The organism is Scleromatobacter humisilvae (assembly GCF_023231945.1).
In the GTDB taxonomy this organism is placed as follows: Bacteria; Pseudomonadota; Gammaproteobacteria; order Burkholderiales; family Burkholderiaceae_C; genus Scleromatobacter; species Scleromatobacter humisilvae.
Map to the genome: position 1 here is coordinate 222,575 of NZ_JAJLJH010000006.1, position 15,281 is coordinate 237,855.

Genomic DNA, 15,281 nt, shown 5'->3' on the forward strand with positions numbered 1-15,281 from the left:
GCATGCTGATCGACCCCGCCGAGAAGCTGGACGCACGCGCCGGCGCCCCGCTCGGCACGGTCCTGCCGCCCAACGACACCTGCGAGCTGCTCGCACGCCGCCTGGCGGCCGAGACGCAAGGCGGGGTGCTGTTCGATGCGCCGTCGCGCGGCCGCTATGCCACCGATGCGTCGATCTACCAGATCATGCCGGTGGGCGTGTTCGTGCCGCGAAGCGCGGACGACATCACGACCGCGCTGGCCGTCGCGCGCGAGCTGAAGGTGCCGGTGCTGGCGCGCGGCGGCGGCACCAGCCAGTGCGGCCAGACCACGGGTGCCGCGCTGGTCATCGACACCAGCAAGCACTTCCGCAACGTCGTCGACATCGACGCGGCGGCCCGCACGGCGACGGTCGAGCCGGGCATCGTGCTCGACCACCTCAACGCGCGCCTGAAGCCGCATGGGCTGTGGTTTCCGGTGGACGTGTCCACCAGCGCGCAGGCCACGCTGGGCGGCATGGCCGGCAACAACTCCTGCGGCTCGCGCTCCATCGCCTACGGCAACATGGTGCACAACGTGCTCGGCGCGCGCGCGTGGCTGTCCGACGGCGCGGAGCTGGACTTCGGCCCGGTCGGCACGGCCAGCGGGCGCGTCGCGCGCATCGGCGAGTTCGTGCACCGGCTCGCGCGCCGGCATCGCGACGCCATCGCCGAACGCTGGCCCAAGGTGATGCGCCGCGTCGGCGGCTACAACCTCGACATCTTCGACAACCAGAGCGAACGCCCCTACACCGCGGACGGCAGCGTCAACCTCGCGCACCTGCTGGTCGGCTCGGAGGGCACGCTCGCGTTCACGAAGACGCTGACGCTGCAACTCGCCGAGTTGCCGCGCGCCAAGGTGCTGGGCATCGTCAACTTCGCCAGCTTCCACGCGGCGATGGACGCCGCGCAGCACATCGTCACGCTGGGACCGTCGGCGGTCGAACTGGTCGATCGCACGATGATCGAGCTCGCGCTCGGCAACCCGGCGTTCCGCGCGACGATGGAGACGGCGCTCATCGGCCGGCCCGCGGCCATCCTGCTGGTCGAATTCTCCGGCGACGACAAGGCCGCGCTGCTGCCCTGGCTCGCGCGGCTGGACGAGCTGATGGGCGACCTCGGCCTGCCCGGCAGCGTCGTGCGCATGAGCGACGACCCGCCGCAGAAGAACCTGTGGGAGGTGCGCAAGGCCGGCCTCAACATCATGATGAGCCTCAAGGGCGACGGCAAGCCGGTGAGCTTCATCGAGGACTGCGCCGTCCCGCTCGATCGCCTGGCCGAATACACCGACGCGCTGACCGAGGTCTTCGCGCGCCACGGCAGCCGCGGCACCTGGTACGCGCACGCGTCGGTCGGCACGCTGCACGTGCGGCCGATCCTGGACATGCGCGTCGCCGGCCCGCAAGGCGGCGCTGCGAAGATGCGCGCGATCGCTGAAGAGGCTTCCGGGCTGGTGCGCAAGTTCAAGGGCGCCTTCAGCGGCGAGCATGGCGACGGCCTGTGCCGCGGCGAATGGATCGAATGGCAGTTCGGCCCGGCGCTCAACGACGCCTTCCGCGCGATCAAGGCCGAGCTCGATCCGCTGAACCTGTTCAATCCGGGCAAGATCGTCGACCCGCCGCGCATGGACGACGGCGCGCTGTTCCGCTTCGCGCCGCCCGATACCCCGTCACCGTATCGACGCATCCCGCTGGTGCCGGTGCTCGACTGGTCGGCGTGGAACGTGCAAGCCGATCCGGTCACCGAGGTCACGACGCCTCCGGGCACCGGCGGCGACGTCACCGGCGGCTTCGCCAAGGCCGTCGAGATGTGCAACAACAACGGCCACTGCCGCAAGTTCGACGCCGGCACGATGTGCCCGAGCTACCGCGTCACGCGCGACGAGCAGCACCTCACGCGCGGCCGCGCCAACACGCTGCGGCTGGCGATCTCGGGGCAGCTCGGCCCGGATGCCTTCACGAGCCAGGCGATGCGCGACACGATGGACCTGTGCGTGGGCTGCAAGGGCTGCCGCCGCGAATGTCCGACGGGCGTCGACATGGCGCGGATGAAGATCGAGTTCCTCGCGCACTACACGGCGCGGCATGGGCTGTCGCTGAAGGACCGGTTGATCGCGCGCCTGCCCGACTACGCGCACGCCGCGAGCCGCGTCCCCTGGCTGGCCAACCTGCGCAACACGCTGCCCGGCGCGGCCTGGCTGGGCGAGAAGCTGCTGGGGCTGTCCGCAAGGCGGTCGTTGCCGACCTGGCGCGCCGACACCTTCTGGCGCAGCCGCGATCCGGCGCTGTTCTCGTCGCGCGACGAGACGCTGGCCGCCGTGCAGGCGGGCGGCCGCGCCGCGGTGCTGTTCGTCGACACCTTCAACGGCATCTTCGAGAGCGAGAACGCCCACGCCGCGGCGCGCGTGCTCAAGGCCGCCGGCTACACGCTGCACACGGTCGACAAGGGCGGCGGCCACCACTGCTGCGGCCGCACGTTCCTCGCGAGCGGCCAGGTCGCGCAGGCCAGGCAGAAAGTGGAGGCGTTGATCGACGCCTTGCTGCCGTTCGCGCAACGCGGCGTCGCCATCGTCGGCCTCGAGCCGTCGTGCCTGCTCACGCTGCGCGACGAGGCGCTCGCGATGGGGCTCGGCGACAAGGCGGTGACGGTCTCGGGGCAAGCGCTGCTGTTCGAGGAGTTCGTGGCGCGCGAGGCGAAGGCGGGGCGCTTCGCGGTCAGGCTGAGGCCGGCCGGCCAACCGGTTCTTCTGCACGGTCATTGCCACCAGAAGGCCTTCGCCGCGGTCACGCCGATCCTGGACGTGTTGCGACTGATCCCGGACGCGAAGCCCGAGCTGATCGACAGCAGCTGCTGCGGCATGGCCGGCAGCTTCGGCTACGAGGCCGCGCATTTCGACGTCTCGATGGCGATGGCCGAGGGCAGCCTGCTGCCCAGGGTGCGGGCGACGCCGGACGCCATCGTCGTGGCCGACGGCACCAGCTGCCGCCACCAGATCGCCGACGGCGCGCGGCGCGAGGCGATCCACGTGGCCAGCCTGCTGGATCGGCTGCTGATTGGCTAGGCTGTCGCGGGCGCCGCCCGCTGTCGCCGCATCCACAGGAAGCCGTCCGCGCTGTAGATCGCCAGCGCCGCCCAGATCAGCACGAAGCCGACGAGCCGCGTGCCCTGCAGCGGCTCGCCGAAGAAGGTGACGCCCAGCAGGAACTGGATCGTCGGCGACAGGTACTGCAGCGTGCCGAGCGTGGCCAGCGTGATGCGGCGCGCGCCGGCGGCGAACAGCAGCAGCGGGATCGCGGTCAGCGGGCCGGCGAACAGCAGCCAGCCGATGGTGGCGCCGTCCATGCCCGCGAACAGGCCGGGCAGGCCGCCGTGCGGCGCCGACATCACCGCCAGCACGACGAGCGCCACCGGCGCGAGCACGGCGGTCTCGACGGCCAGGCCCTCGAGCGCGCCGAGCGCGGCCGTCTTGCGCAGCAGGCCGTAGCTGCCGAACGAGGCGGCCAGGCCCAGCGCGATCCAGGGCGGGCGGCCCAGCGTCAGCGTCAGCCACAGCACGCCGCAGGCGGCCACGCCGACCGCCAGCCATTGCAGCCGCCGCGGCCGTTCCTTCAGCACCCAGGTGCCCAGCAGCACGTTGACCAGCGGCGTGACGAAGTAGCCCAGGCTGGCCTCGACCACGTGGCCGTGGTTGACGGCCCAGACGTAGAGAAGCCAGTTGGCGCTGAGCAGCAGCGCGCTCAGCACGAACTGCGCGACCAGCCGCGGCCGGCGCACGACGCCCGGCACCCACTGCAGCCGCCGCAGCGCGACCAGCGCGCCCCACACGAACACGAACGACCACAGCGAGCGGTGCATCACGATCTCGAACGCGTCGACGCGCGCGAGGGCGTGGAAGTAGATCGGGAACAGGCCCCAGACGATGTAGGCGAGGGCGGCGTAGACGAGACCGGACATGAGGGACGTGGTGACCGGAGGCGGTCTCCGGGTTCGCGCCATTATCGAAGCCCGGCGGCGGGGGTATCTTTCGACGATGGCCGAACCGTTGCAATTCCTCTACCGCATCGTCCCCACGCGCGCGGACATGCTCGTCACCGGCCTCACCGAGCACGAGATGCAGGTCATGGCGACCCATTTCGCGCACCTGCAGAAGCTGGCCGCCGACGGCGTGGTGCTGATGGCGGGCCGCACGCTCGTCGCCGGCCCCGAGACCTTCGGCATCGTCGTCTTCCTGGCGTCGTCGCTGGCCGAGGCCGAGGCGGTGATGCGCAGCGACCCGGCGATCGCGCAGGGCCTGATGCACTGCGAGCTGTTCCCGTACCGGGTGGCGGTCTGGGCGGACGCCTTCAGGCTGAACACCTGACGGCGCGAAACCTTCGCGGCAAAGCGAGCACGAGTTCGCGGTTTCGTTGTTGCTGGCGCACGATTTCCGCCTTTAGGGGGATTGTTGTGTGCGCGCACTCCCTGAAAAATCCCTGTCATCAACGCTGCTCATGATTCACAGCGTTCAGGGAGAACAGCCATGCCGCAAACGTACAACGTCGGATCCCGGTCTCGTTTCGTGAACTTCGTCGCCTGGATGTTCATCCTGCTGGCGGCCTTCGCGTGCGAATGGGCGGTCATCCAGAACGCGACCAAGCCGTGGGCCTCGCTCGCGGTCGATCCGTCCACGCTGCCGGGCCTCACCGGCTGGCTGGTGCGCCATGCCGCGTGGGTGTTCTCGGCGGCGATCGCGCTGTCGCTGGCCACGGTCGTGTGCGCCATCGGCCTGTTGCGCCGGATCGAATGGGCGCGCCGCGTCTTCATCGGCCTGCTGATCGTCGCGATCGGCGTCGACCTCGCCGGCCTGTGGCTGCAGCAGGAATTCGTGCGCCTGCTGGTCGACTCCGCGCTGCGCCAGGCGACGCTGACGCAGCCCGCAGCCGAGCTCTTCGGCGGCGCCGTGACGATGGCCCGCGTGCTCGCCGGCTTCCTCACGCTGGTGGCCAGCGCCGCGCTGGTGGGCATCATTCGCCGGCTGATGTCGCCGTCGGTGCGGCAGGAATTCGCCTGAGGCGCCTCGCGCGCTCCTGACCGACGGCCGCGCTTGCGGCCGTCGTCGTTTCCGGGCGGCGAATCACTCCGCCGGCGCTGCCTGGCGGAAGGCCTCCAGGAACTCGTCGGACGACACCCGGTCGGCCAGGGCGCGCAGGGCCGCCGCCGCGTCCGCACCCAGCGCCGCCTCGACGCGCGCGTTCGCGTCGGCCCAGTGCGCCGCCCCCGCCTCGAGCCGTTGCATGCCGGCATCGGTCAGCGCGGCGCGCTTGGTGCGGCCGTCCGACGGGTCGGGCTGCAGCACCACCAGCCCGTCGCGCACGAGCGGGCGCATCGCGTGCGTGAGGGCCGAGATCTGGATGGCCAGGCGCGCGGCCAGGTCCTGCAGCGTCGGCGCCAGGCCCGCGTTGGCGGCGCCCAGGCGCGCGATCTCCACCATCAGCGCGAACTGCGTCGACTTCAGGCCCGCCTTGTTCAGCGCGTCGTCGTAGAGGTTGCCGAGCCGGCGAGCCGCGAGCCGGAGCGACGTGTTGTTGCAGGGCGGGGCCTCGAAGGCGTTGATCGTCGCCGTCGCCTCGTTGCTGCCGGCTTTCTTTCGGGTGACCACCTGCGTCGCTCCGGTCGGGTGCATGTCCTTGCGGAATGCGGGGTTGATTGCGATGTCGACCCGATTATCCCACGGCCGGCCATAAACTTGTGCCCTCAACCAAATAACTTGAGTGCTCAAGTTAAAACCCAAGGAACGCATCATGTCAGCTTCTTCCAAGACCGCCGTCGTCACGGGCGCCTCCTCCGGCATCGGTGCGGTCTATGCCGAGCGCCTGGCCGCGCGCGGCTTTGACCTCATCCTCGTCGCGCGCCGCGCCGACCGCCTGAATGCGCTGGCCGACAAGCTGTCCACGACCCACGGCCGCAAGGTGCAGGTGGTGGTCGCCGACCTCGCGCAGGAAGGCGATCTCGCCCGCGTCGAGGACGTGCTCAGGCGCGACGAGAGCGTGCGCCTGCTGGTCAACAACGCCGGCATCGCTCGCTTCCGGCCGTTCGCGCAGTCGACCATCGAGGACTCGGGCTCGCAGATCGCGCTCAATATCACGGCGCTGACGCGCCTGGCGCTGGCCGTCCTGCCCGGCTTCGTCGCCCGCAACGAGGGCACGCTGATCAACGTCGCGTCGATCCTGGCCGTGCATGCGCTGCCGGTCAGCACCGTCTACAGCGCCACGAAGGCGTACGTGCTGCAGTTCAGCCGCGGCCTCCAGCAGGAACTGGCCACGACCGGCGTGAAGGTGCAGGCCGTCCTGCCGGCGGCGACCGAGACCGAGATCTGGTCGGACGACTCCGGCGTGCCGTTGTCCGCGCTCGCCAAGGGCACCGTGATGAGCGCGGGCGACCTGGTCGACGCCGCACTGGCCGGCCTCGACCAGGGCGAGGCGGTCACGTGGCCTTCGGTCGGCGACGTGGGCCTGTGGAACACGTTCGACGCGGCGCGCGTGGCGCTCGTCGGGGCGACGCAGACCGGCACGCCGGCCGCGCGCTACACGAAGGCTTGAGCCTGATCGGGGCGTGATCGACGGCCGCTTTCGAGCGGCCGTCGTCGCGTCAGCCCATGTTGCCGTCGACGTAGAACCATCGCCCGCCTTCGCGCACGAAGCGGCTCGTCTCGTGCAGCCGCTCCGCCTTGCCGCCCAGCTTGCTGCGCGCGACGAATTCGACGATCGCGTGGTCGGCGTCCTGCGGGACGTGGCGGCGCACGTCCAGGCCCAGCCAGCGCAGGCCGTCGGGCAAGGGCTCGATGAGGGCGGGGCGGGTGGACGGGTGCCAGGTGTCGCGCAGGTAGCCGAGCAGGCCGCCGGCGAAGGCGCTGTAACGCGAGCGCATCAGGTCTTCGGCGGTGGGCGCCTGCAGCGCCTCGGGGCCCGCGTGCCAGCGTCCGCAGCAGCGTTCGTAGGCGAGCTTGCGGCCGCAGGGGCAGGGCGCGGACGGGGCGATGGTCATGCGTGAATTGTGCCGCGCCGCCCGGCTGAAAATTCCTTGATCGGGGGCCGAAAGGTCCGATAGACTGTATGCAAATACAGTACTGCGGGAGGGCCTCGGACGACCGGAACTGCCGGGCAAGACCGGCCGTGTCGCGAAGCCTTCCCGCTGCCTTGACGTGAACCTTCGCTCACCCGGTCACCCGCGATGTCCTCGCCTTCTTCCCTGCTGCCGCTGGAGCATCTGCATCCGGCGTTGTGGCGCGCGCACCAGCTGGGGCGCGGCCGGGAGGCGGTGCACGCGAGCGGCTATGCCGCACTCGACGCCGAGCTGCCGGGCGGCGGCTGGCCGCAGCGGGCCGTCACCGAGCTGCTGCTGACGAACGCCGGCTGGGGCGAGATCCGGCTGCTCGCGCCGGTGCTCGCGCGCGTGGGCGCGGCCGGGCGCGGCGTGCTGCTGCTGGGTCCGCCGGCCGAGCCGTGCGCCGAGGCGCTGGCGCAGCTGGGGCTGGATCTGGCGCGCTGCGTCGTGATCCGCGGCGACGACCTGTTGTGGCCGTTGGAGCAGGCGCTGCGCAGCGGCCAGGTGGGCGCGGTCGTCGCCTGGGCGCCGCCAGGCCTGAAGGGCGAGGCCTTGCGCCGGCTGCAGCTGGCCGCGCAGTCGCACGAGGGCCCGGCCTTCGTCGTGCGCCCGGCCAGCGTGGCCACGCAACCGAGTCCGGCGCCGCTGCGGCTGGCGCTGTCCGGCGCGGGGCCCGACGCGATGGCCGTGCGCCTGCTCAAGCGGCGCGGCCCGGCGCTGGACCAGCCGGTGCTGCTCGCGCTGCCGCCCGTGCTCTCGCGCGCCGCGCGCCAGCGGGCGCTCACGCCGCGGCGCACGCGTGCGACCGCGGCGGCCTGGTCGGCCATCGCATGAAGGTGGCGCGCGATGTTGTGGATCGGCGTTCACCTGCCGGCGTTGTCGCTGGAATCCTTCGTTGCCACGCTGGCGCCGGAGCGGCCGGCTGACGCGCCGTCCGACGACGACTTCGACGAGGTCGACCTCGTCGGCCCCGTCGCGCTGCTCGACCACCATCGCATCGTCGACGCCAACGCCGCGGCGCGCGAGTGCGGCGTGAAGCCGGGCCAGAAGCGCGCCACCGCGCTCGGGCTGGCGCCGCACACGCGGCTGGGCGAGGCCGACCCGGCGCGCGACGAGGCCGCGCTGATGGCCGTGGCCCACGTGTTGATGGGCTTCACGCCGGCGGTCTCGCTGGGCATCGCCCACGTGGTGCTGGCCGAGGTGCAGGCCAGCCTGCGCTACTTCGGCGGCCTGGCGCGGCTGCTGCAGCGGCTGCGCGCCGACCTCGCGCCGCTGGGCCACGAGGTCCGCATCGCCTGCGCGCCCACGGCGCAGGGCGCGCAGTGGATGGCCATGGGCCGCGACTTCAGCGACGCAATCGCCCCGCCCCTGGCCAACAGCAAGGCCGACTGGCGCGCGCGCGTCGGCGCCGTGCCCGTCGTCCGCATGGCCGCGGCCGCGCCGCACCGGGCCGCGCTCGAGGCGCTGGGCCTGGCCTGCGCCGCCGACCTCTGGAAGCAGCCGCGCGCCGGACTCACGCGCCGCTTCGGCGGCGAGCTGCTGGCCGACATCGACCGGGCACTGGGCGACATCCCCGACCCGCGCACCGCGCTGCAGCCCGCGCCCACCTTCGACAGCCGGCTCGAGCTGTTCATGCGCGCCGACGACAGCGCCGCGCTGCTCACCGGCGCCGCCGTGCTGCTGAATCGCCTCACGGCCTGGGCCACCGCGCACCACGGCCTCGTCGGCGGCTTCGAGCTGCGCCTGCATCACGAGAGCCACCGCCGCATGCGCGACGATCCCGCCTCGCGCCGCACCGTGCTGCAGATCGGCCTCGGCGAGCCGGTGGCCGACACCGCGCACCTGCATTCGCTGCTGCGCGAACGCCTGCAGCGCCTGCCGCTGGCCGCGTCCGTGATCGAGCTGAGCCTGCACTGCCACTCGATCTCGCCCGGCGCGCCCCCCAACACCGAGCTGTTCCCGTCGGCCGCGAGCGTCGGCGAGGGCTGGCAGCGGCTGCTCGAGCGCTTCGAGGCCCGGCTCGGCGCGCACAACATCCAGCGCCTGCAGCCGGTGGCCGACCACCGCCCCGAGCTCGCCACCGCCGTGCGCCAGGGCGGCGCGGCCTTGCCGGCGCGCGCGCATACGCAGGGCGTGCCGCTGAACCTGGCCACGCCGTCCGGCCCCGAGGCCGCGGCCTCGGGCGACCCGGCCCACTGGCCGCGCCTCAAGCGCCCCGTCTGGCTGCTGCGCGAGCCGCAGCCGCTGCGCGACGAAGGCGGCACGCCGCTGCTGTCGGGCCGGCCGCTGTGGCTGGTCGCCGGCCCGGAACGCATCGAGTCCGGCTGGTGGGACGGCGGCTATGCGGCGCGCGACTACTTCGTCGCGCAGGACGACGACGGGGCGCTGCTGTGGGTCTACCGCTTCCGGCACGCGCCGGAGGTGGGCGACGTGGGCTGGTACCTGCAGGGGCGGTTCGGATAGGCGGTGGCGAAGAAGCCGATTCGCGGGTCTTCCCGGGGTTGGCGCGGCTGAAGTTTCACAAGGCCGTCATTCCGGTTTCCTAGAGTCGGCGCACCTCGCGAAGCTCCCGAGGCAACGACAACAAACAGAGGATGACCATGACGCACCTTCCCGCCGGGCGCGCCCCGTTGCTGGCGCTCGCCCTCGCCGCACTGGCGCCCGTCGCCCATGCCCAGGACACCACGCCCGTCGTGCTCACGTTCTCCACCGTGGGCGACTCGCGCCAGGATCCGAACACCTACGACCAGGCGAGCGTCGGCCCGGCGCTGACCGGCCAGGACGCGATCTGGCTGCAGAACACCAAGGCGTTCACGCGCATCCTGCGCACGATCCAGTCGCAGAAGTCGACGATGCTGTTCTTCAACGGCGACATGATCAACGGCTACGGCTGGGCCAACTACGGCTACACGTCCAACGCCACGCAGAGCGCGATCTCGGGCCCGGTCGCGCCGGCGACCACGGCCGACATCGTCGGCTCCGACCTGATGAAGAACTATCGCCAGTACGCGTTCTGGCGCGGCCTGGTCGCGCCGCTGCCCGAGACCGGCACCTACGTGTTCCCGGTGCCCGGCAACCACGAGACCGAGTGCAAGGCCTGTCCGAAGAACAGCGACGGCCAGACGCAGTCCAAGGTCGAGAACGAGCAGTCCTACGCCGCCAACATGGGCGACCTGATCATCGACACGCCGCGCTTCACGAGCGTGCTCGGCGCCGCGCCGGCCAACGTCAACTTCGGCCCGGCCGCCGGCGTCGGCCCCGACGCGCTGGCGACCGACCAGAGCAAGCTGTCGTACTCGTTCGACTACCTCGGTTTCCACTTCGCCGTGATCAACACCGACCCGGTCGGCGCGGAGACCTCGGCGCCGGCCGCCTGGCTGGCCGCCGACCTCGCCGCCGCGCAGGGGCGCGGCGCCAAGCGCTTCTTCGTCTTCGGCCACAAGCCGGCGTTCACCTACGCCTACGCGCCGGGCGTGGTGGGCAAGGGCCTGGACGCGACGGCGACGACGACGGCCAGGCGCGACGCCTTCTGGAACGTGATCGAGGAATACCACGCCACCTACTTCAGCGGCCACATGCACACCTACAACATCTCGCAGCCCAAGGGCGGCGCGTACCAGGTGATCGTGGGCGCCGGCGGCTCGCCGTTCGACCCCAGCGCCGCGCAGGCCGCCGCCGGCGTGCTCGCGCATCCGGCCACCGACCGCGACTACGCCTGGGCCACCGTGAAGGTGCACGCCGACGGCGGCGTCGACATCCTCGGCTACGGCTTCAGTTCCACGTTCGGCCCGACGCAGCTGATCGGCCAGTACTTCATCGCCCCGTGAGCCGCGCCATGATCAAGACCTTCCTGACCACCGCGGCGCTGCTGGCCGCCACCCAGTTCGCGCAAGCGGCCAGCGTCGTCGACACCGGCGCGCCCAACGGCTCCGCCGTCGGCGCGATCGCGTTCGACAGCGTCGACTGGACCGCCGCCAAGGTGAGCTTCGCGCAGGCCGCCGACATCGGCGCCATCCAGGGCCACATCCTGGGCGGCGCGACGGGCGAGACCTTCGACATCTCGCTGCTCGCCAACGATGGCGCGCAGGGCCCGGGCACGCTGCTGTACACGACCACCGCCACCTTCGGCAGCGACGGCTGGAACGGCGCGTCGGGCCTCGCCGGCTGGACGGTCGCGGCCGGCAGCTACTGGGTCGAGTTCGAGATCCAGGGCGCCGACACGCTGGGCTCCGGCAGCATCACCGGCGCGCTGCTCGATCTCGGCGCGCCGAATCCGGTGGCCCTGACCGCGTCGACCAGCAACAGCGGCTTCAGCTACGGCGACGACGCGCTGTCGATCGGCCTGCGCGTCGACACGGTCTCGTCGGTGCCCGAGCCCGCGATCGCGCTGCAGATGCTGGCCGGCGCGATGTTGCTGCTGACCTCGGCGGGGCTGGTGCGTCGCCGTCGCTGAGTCGATGATGCGTGATTCCCTGCGCGCCCGACGCGCGCTGAACCGGTTCGCGATCGGCCTGGCGGCCGTCGCGAGCCTGGTCGCGGGCGCGCGCCTCGCGCAGGCCTGCTCGGGCGCCGCGCCGGAGCCCACGGGCACCGAGACGCATTTCCCGCTGATGTACGGCGATCGCCCGACCGTGGCGCAACTGAGCGACCTCGGCCGGCGCATCTTCATGGATCCGGCGTACTCGGCGTCCGGCAAGCAGTCCTGCGCGACCTGCCACGACCCCACCAAGGCCTTCGGTCCGCCGAACGCCCGCGCGGTGCAGCTGGGCGGCCCGAACATGGACAGGCTCGGCTTCCGCAACACGCCCTCGCTGCGCTACGCGCACGCGCCGATCGCGTTCACGCAGCACTTCATGGAGTCCGAGGTCACGCTGGGCACCGACGACCAGGGCCCCACCGGCGGGCGCACCTGGGACGGCCGCGTCGACACCGCGCACGACCAGGCCCTGATGCCGCTGATGGACGCCAACGAGATGGCCAACGCCGACGGTGCGGCCGTGGTCAAGCGGCTGCGCACCACGTCCTATGCCGACGAGTTCCGCAGCGTGCTGAGCGCGCCGGGCGAGAACGTGTTCGACGATCCGGACTCGACGCTCGTCTGGGTCACGGTGGCGCTCGAGACCTACGAACAGACCTCGCCCGACTTCCATCCGTTCGACAGCAAGTTCGACGCGTGGCTGGACGACAAGGCCGCGCTGAGCCCGGCCGAGGCGCGCGGCATGGCGCTGTTCAACGACATGAAGAAGGGCAACTGCGCCAGCTGCCATCCGAGCACGCGCAAGGCCTCGACCAACCGCCCGCCGATCTTCACCGACTTCGGCTTCGTCGCGCTGGCCGTGCCGCGCAACGCCGAGCTGCCGGCCAATCGCGACCCGACGTTCTTCGACCTCGGCCTGTGCGGCCCGCTGCGCACCGACCTCGCGACCCATCCCGAATACTGCGGCCTGTTCCGCACGCCATCGCTGCGCAACGTCGCGCTGCGCAAGCGCTTCTTCCACAACGGCGCGATCCGTTCGCTGCGCGACGCCGTCGCGTTCTACGCCACGCGCGACACCGACCCGAAGCGCTGGTACGCGCGCCGCGACGGCAAGAGCGGCTACGACGACCTGCCCGCGCGCTACTGGCCCAACGTCTCGCACGAGGTGCCCTTCGCGCCGCTGCCCGGCGGCCGGCCGCGGCTGGACGATCGCGAGATCGACGACATCGTCGCCTTCCTGCGCACCTTGACCGACGGCTACAAGCCGCTCGCGACGTCGACGCGGACCGCCTCCTCGCGCTAGTCGCGCGCTCAGGGCAGCGCGTAAGCCCGCAGCCAGCGATGCCCGTCGGCGCCGGTGGCCTCGACCAGCACCAGCCGCTTGTTCGCCAGCACCCACGCGCGCCCATCGGTGGCGTTGCTCATGTCGATCTGCGCGAACTCGCGCTGCAGCGCCAGGTTGACGACGTGCAGCTGCGAGTCGTCGGCGACGACCGCGATCGCGCCGTCGATCGCGGGTTGCGCGCGCGGCGCGGTCTCCGAGTTGTCCAGGCGCGGCGCGATCGACGCGCCGCTCCACCACACCAGGCGCGCCATGCCCGGCAGCGGACCGCAGGTCATGCCGCGCTGCGAGCCGAACGGGCCGGCGCGCCAGTCGTAGCCGATGGCCAGCGGCGTGCCGCGGGCGTCGTGGCAGGGCGTGGGCACAGGGTCGGAGTCGAGGTCGCCGCCGCCTTCCTCGACCGCGGACTCGGACGTCCTGGACGCATGCAGGCGCTTGCCGTTGCCGTCGTAGTCGACGACGAGAAGGTCCTGCCGATTGCCTCCCGCGTCGAGATCGACCGCGGTGCTGGGCGATGCGAGCCAGATGACTCGCACGGCATCCGCCGGCTGCGGCTGGGCGAAGCTGGCGGTCCAGCCAGGGTGGCGCTCGACGACGCGGCGCCTTGTCGGATCGGTGGCCGCGGCCAACGGGCGCCAGGTCAGCGTGTCGCCGCCGGCGTTGAGGAAGCCATTGCCCGCGGGCGTGACGATGCTGCACACGGTCTTCGTGCGCGGCGTCGGCAGGCCGTCGCCGGTCCGGCCGGTCAGCGGATCGAGCTTCGCGACGTGCGTGGCCAGGTCCAGCCACAGGCCGCCGTCGGCCGACTTGAACATCGACATCGTGGCCGCCGGCGAAAACGCGTTGCAGTCCTTCAACTCGGAGGACGCCGCGGCCTGCGCATCGGCGCTCAGGTCGCGCGACCACAGCGGCTTGAGCGCATGCTCGGAACGCGCCATCGCGCGCGCGCCGGGCGTCTCGCCGCCTTCCTTGCAGACGTCGCGCTCCCAGGCCCTGGCCGGATCGCGCGCGGCGGCCGTGGCGGCGTCGGGCAGCCTGACCGTCAGCACCTGTTCGTCGTCGGGCACGACCGGCCAGCCGGCGATCAGCTCGCCGGTCTCGGGCTCGCGCGGCTGCGACGCGAGCGCGAGCAGCGTGGCGCCGTCGGGCGTCGCGACGAGGCCCGCCAGCGCGTACTTCGACGTCACGCGCTCCAGTTGCCGGCCGCTGGCCAGGTCCTGCACGACCAGCACCGAGCGCGCGCCCGTCGCCAGCTCGGCGGCGTCGTGGGCCGCATCCAGCGGACGCGCCGATGCGAACCAGCGGCCGTAGGGATCGACCACGAAGGCCGCGCCCACGTCGTCGCCGATCGCCGCGCGCGTGCGCGGCGCGCTGCCGCAGGCGCCCGGCGCGAGCTGGACGAGATCGAGCGGCAGCGGCACCGGCGTCTCGCCCGGCTTCGCGCTGCGCTGCGCGCGGTCGCGGCGCCGCTCATCGACGTAGAACAGTGCCCCGGTCTGCGGCGAGAAGCCGACCTGCATCGCGGTGGCAGCGACGAGCGGCGTGCCGTCGATCTCGATGTCGTTGACGAGCGTCTTGCGCGCCAGGTCCCACACGGAAAAGCCCAGGCTGCTCGGTTGCGCGGGGGCTTCCCAGCGCTCGCCCATCGTGGCGCTCGCGATCAACAGGCGGGCGTCGTGGTCGACGAACTGCAGCCGCAGCACATGGCCCTGGACGGCCGGCAACGAGGCGACGACGCGGTTGGTGGCGGCGTCGACGACGGCGTCGGTGGTCGCCACCAGCCGGCCATCGGAGGAGATCGCCACTGGCCTGATGAACGCGCGGTCGCCGCAGTTCGCCGGCAGCTGCGGCGTCCAGCCGGCGGCCTCCGGCCCGATCGCGTCGCCCTCGGCGTTCACGACCCACGGGCGCCACGCCAGCTTGGGCGCGTCGGCCGCGAAGTCGACGAGGCCGATGCACTGGTGGTCGGTGGACAGCGCCACCTTCGAGCCGTCGTTCGACGCGGACAGCACGCGCACGCCGTGCGGCAGTTGGAGCGTCGACTCGCGCGACGGATCGGCCAGGCTCGCGCGGTGCAGCACGTCGTGCGAGTCGACATGCAGGCGCCAGGCGCCGTCGCCCGACAGCGCGAGCGGTGCGCGCGCGCCCTCGGCTTCCAGCAGGGCGCCGTCCTGCCCGGTGAAGCCCGAGGCGAGGGCGTGCGAAGAGGCCAGGACGGCCAGGCCGGCGGCGACGATGGCGCGGATGCGATGCAGGTACACGAGCGTGTTCTTCGAGAGATGCGGTGCGCGTGACGATAGCAACGCCGCGCCCGCATCGCGCGGAAGGTTCGCTCACATCGCGGTGAGTCTTTGGGCGCCGCC

13 protein-coding genes are annotated in these 15,281 nt (G+C 72.1%); 9 read left to right on the forward strand and 4 right to left on the reverse strand.

Annotated features, from left to right (window positions below; genetic code table 11):
- The first annotated feature begins 2 nt into the window (after positions 1 to 2).
- Positions 3 to 3,077: an FAD-binding and (Fe-S)-binding domain-containing protein gene (locus LPC04_RS19860; RefSeq protein WP_275684015.1), complete on the forward strand. Its 3,075-nt coding sequence runs from the start codon at positions 3 to 5 to the stop codon at positions 3,075 to 3,077.
- Here LPC04_RS19860 and rarD read toward each other — a convergent pair.
- Complete coding sequence (rarD, locus tag LPC04_RS19865; protein ID WP_275684016.1) at positions 3,074 to 3,970, reverse strand: EamA family transporter RarD; 897 nt, start codon at positions 3,968 to 3,970, stop codon at positions 3,074 to 3,076. The genes LPC04_RS19860 and rarD overlap by 4 nt on opposite strands.
- A gap of 76 nt (positions 3,971 to 4,046) precedes the next feature.
- Here rarD and LPC04_RS19870 point away from each other — a divergent pair, with 76 nt between their 5' ends.
- Together LPC04_RS19870 and LPC04_RS19875 are read left to right on the forward strand one after the other, a co-directional pair.
- Positions 4,047 to 4,376 (forward strand): YciI family protein, encoded by a 330-nt coding sequence (locus LPC04_RS19870; protein ID WP_275684017.1) that lies wholly within the window; start codon positions 4,047 to 4,049, stop codon positions 4,374 to 4,376.
- Between the two features lie 159 nt (positions 4,377 to 4,535).
- On the forward strand, positions 4,536 to 5,066 hold the full coding sequence (locus LPC04_RS19875; RefSeq protein ID WP_275684018.1) for a hypothetical protein: 531 nt from the start codon (positions 4,536 to 4,538) through the stop codon (positions 5,064 to 5,066).
- Positions 5,067 to 5,129: 63 nt separating this feature from the next.
- Here the strand turns inward: LPC04_RS19875 and LPC04_RS19880 are convergent, their stop codons facing one another.
- Positions 5,130 to 5,828 carry a MarR family winged helix-turn-helix transcriptional regulator gene (locus tag LPC04_RS19880; protein ID WP_275684019.1) on the reverse strand — a complete coding sequence of 233 codons (699 nt, stop codon included), beginning with the start codon at positions 5,826 to 5,828 and terminating at the stop codon, positions 5,130 to 5,132.
- Here LPC04_RS19880 and LPC04_RS19885 point away from each other — a divergent pair.
- Positions 5,797 to 6,594, forward strand: a complete 798-nt coding sequence (locus tag LPC04_RS19885; RefSeq protein ID WP_275684020.1) for an SDR family NAD(P)-dependent oxidoreductase — start codon at positions 5,797 to 5,799, stop codon at positions 6,592 to 6,594. The two genes, LPC04_RS19880 and LPC04_RS19885, sit on opposite strands and share 32 nt — an antisense overlap.
- A gap of 49 nt (positions 6,595 to 6,643) precedes the next feature.
- On the opposite strand, the gene LPC04_RS19890 is transcribed toward LPC04_RS19885, so the two are convergent.
- Positions 6,644 to 7,039 (reverse strand): YchJ family protein, encoded by a 396-nt coding sequence (locus LPC04_RS19890; protein WP_275684021.1) that lies wholly within the window; start codon positions 7,037 to 7,039, stop codon positions 6,644 to 6,646.
- A 186-nt stretch (positions 7,040 to 7,225) separates the two neighbouring features.
- On the opposite strand from LPC04_RS19890, the gene imuA reads away from it, so the two are divergent.
- The 5 genes from imuA to LPC04_RS19915 all read left to right on the forward strand — a co-directional run bounded on the left by imuA (position 7,226) and on the right by LPC04_RS19915 (position 12,879).
- Positions 7,226 to 7,933 (forward strand): translesion DNA synthesis-associated protein ImuA, encoded by a 708-nt coding sequence (imuA, locus tag LPC04_RS19895; RefSeq protein WP_275684022.1) that lies wholly within the window; start codon positions 7,226 to 7,228, stop codon positions 7,931 to 7,933.
- A gap of 12 nt (positions 7,934 to 7,945) precedes the next feature.
- Positions 7,946 to 9,562 carry a Y-family DNA polymerase gene (locus LPC04_RS19900; RefSeq protein WP_275684023.1) on the forward strand — a complete coding sequence of 539 codons (1,617 nt, stop codon included), beginning with the start codon at positions 7,946 to 7,948 and terminating at the stop codon, positions 9,560 to 9,562.
- 137 nt (positions 9,563 to 9,699) lie between these two features.
- Positions 9,700 to 10,926, forward strand: a complete 1,227-nt coding sequence (locus tag LPC04_RS19905; protein ID WP_275684024.1) for a metallophosphoesterase — start codon at positions 9,700 to 9,702, stop codon at positions 10,924 to 10,926.
- Positions 10,927 to 10,934: 8 nt separating this feature from the next.
- Positions 10,935 to 11,552 (forward strand): hypothetical protein, encoded by a 618-nt coding sequence (locus LPC04_RS19910; RefSeq protein WP_275684025.1) that lies wholly within the window; start codon positions 10,935 to 10,937, stop codon positions 11,550 to 11,552.
- A 4-nt stretch (positions 11,553 to 11,556) separates the two neighbouring features.
- Positions 11,557 to 12,879, forward strand: a complete 1,323-nt coding sequence (locus tag LPC04_RS19915; RefSeq protein WP_420854746.1) for a cytochrome-c peroxidase — start codon at positions 11,557 to 11,559, stop codon at positions 12,877 to 12,879.
- Positions 12,880 to 12,887: 8 nt separating this feature from the next.
- On the opposite strand, the gene LPC04_RS19920 is transcribed toward LPC04_RS19915, so the two are convergent.
- On the reverse strand, positions 12,888 to 15,179 hold the full coding sequence (locus LPC04_RS19920) for a hypothetical protein (RefSeq protein ID WP_275684026.1): 2,292 nt from the start codon (positions 15,177 to 15,179) through the stop codon (positions 12,888 to 12,890).
- Positions 15,180 to 15,281 lie beyond the last annotated feature (102 nt).

Excerpts from the sequence above, each read along its gene's own strand:
- LPC04_RS19915 (WP_420854746.1), top strand. The coding sequence starts at position 11,557 with ATGATGCGTGATTCCCTGCGCGCCCGACGCGCGCTGAACCGGTTCGCG.
- imuA (WP_275684022.1), top strand. The coding sequence starts at position 7,226 with ATGTCCTCGCCTTCTTCCCTGCTGCCGCTGGAGCATCTGCATCCGGCG.
- LPC04_RS19905 (WP_275684024.1), top strand. The coding sequence starts at position 9,700 with ATGACGCACCTTCCCGCCGGGCGCGCCCCGTTGCTGGCGCTCGCCCTC.
- LPC04_RS19860 (WP_275684015.1), top strand. The coding sequence starts at position 3 with ATGCTGATCGACCCCGCCGAGAAGCTGGACGCACGCGCCGGCGCCCCG.
- LPC04_RS19900 (WP_275684023.1), top strand. The coding sequence starts at position 7,946 with ATGTTGTGGATCGGCGTTCACCTGCCGGCGTTGTCGCTGGAATCCTTC.
- LPC04_RS19875 (WP_275684018.1), top strand. The coding sequence starts at position 4,536 with ATGCCGCAAACGTACAACGTCGGATCCCGGTCTCGTTTCGTGAACTTC.
- LPC04_RS19870 (WP_275684017.1), top strand. The coding sequence starts at position 4,047 with ATGGCCGAACCGTTGCAATTCCTCTACCGCATCGTCCCCACGCGCGCG.
- LPC04_RS19890 (WP_275684021.1), bottom strand. The coding sequence starts at position 7,039 with ATGACCATCGCCCCGTCCGCGCCCTGCCCCTGCGGCCGCAAGCTCGCC.
- rarD (WP_275684016.1), bottom strand. The coding sequence starts at position 3,970 with ATGTCCGGTCTCGTCTACGCCGCCCTCGCCTACATCGTCTGGGGCCTG.
- LPC04_RS19885 (WP_275684020.1), top strand. The coding sequence starts at position 5,797 with ATGTCAGCTTCTTCCAAGACCGCCGTCGTCACGGGCGCCTCCTCCGGC.
- LPC04_RS19910 (WP_275684025.1), top strand. The coding sequence starts at position 10,935 with ATGATCAAGACCTTCCTGACCACCGCGGCGCTGCTGGCCGCCACCCAG.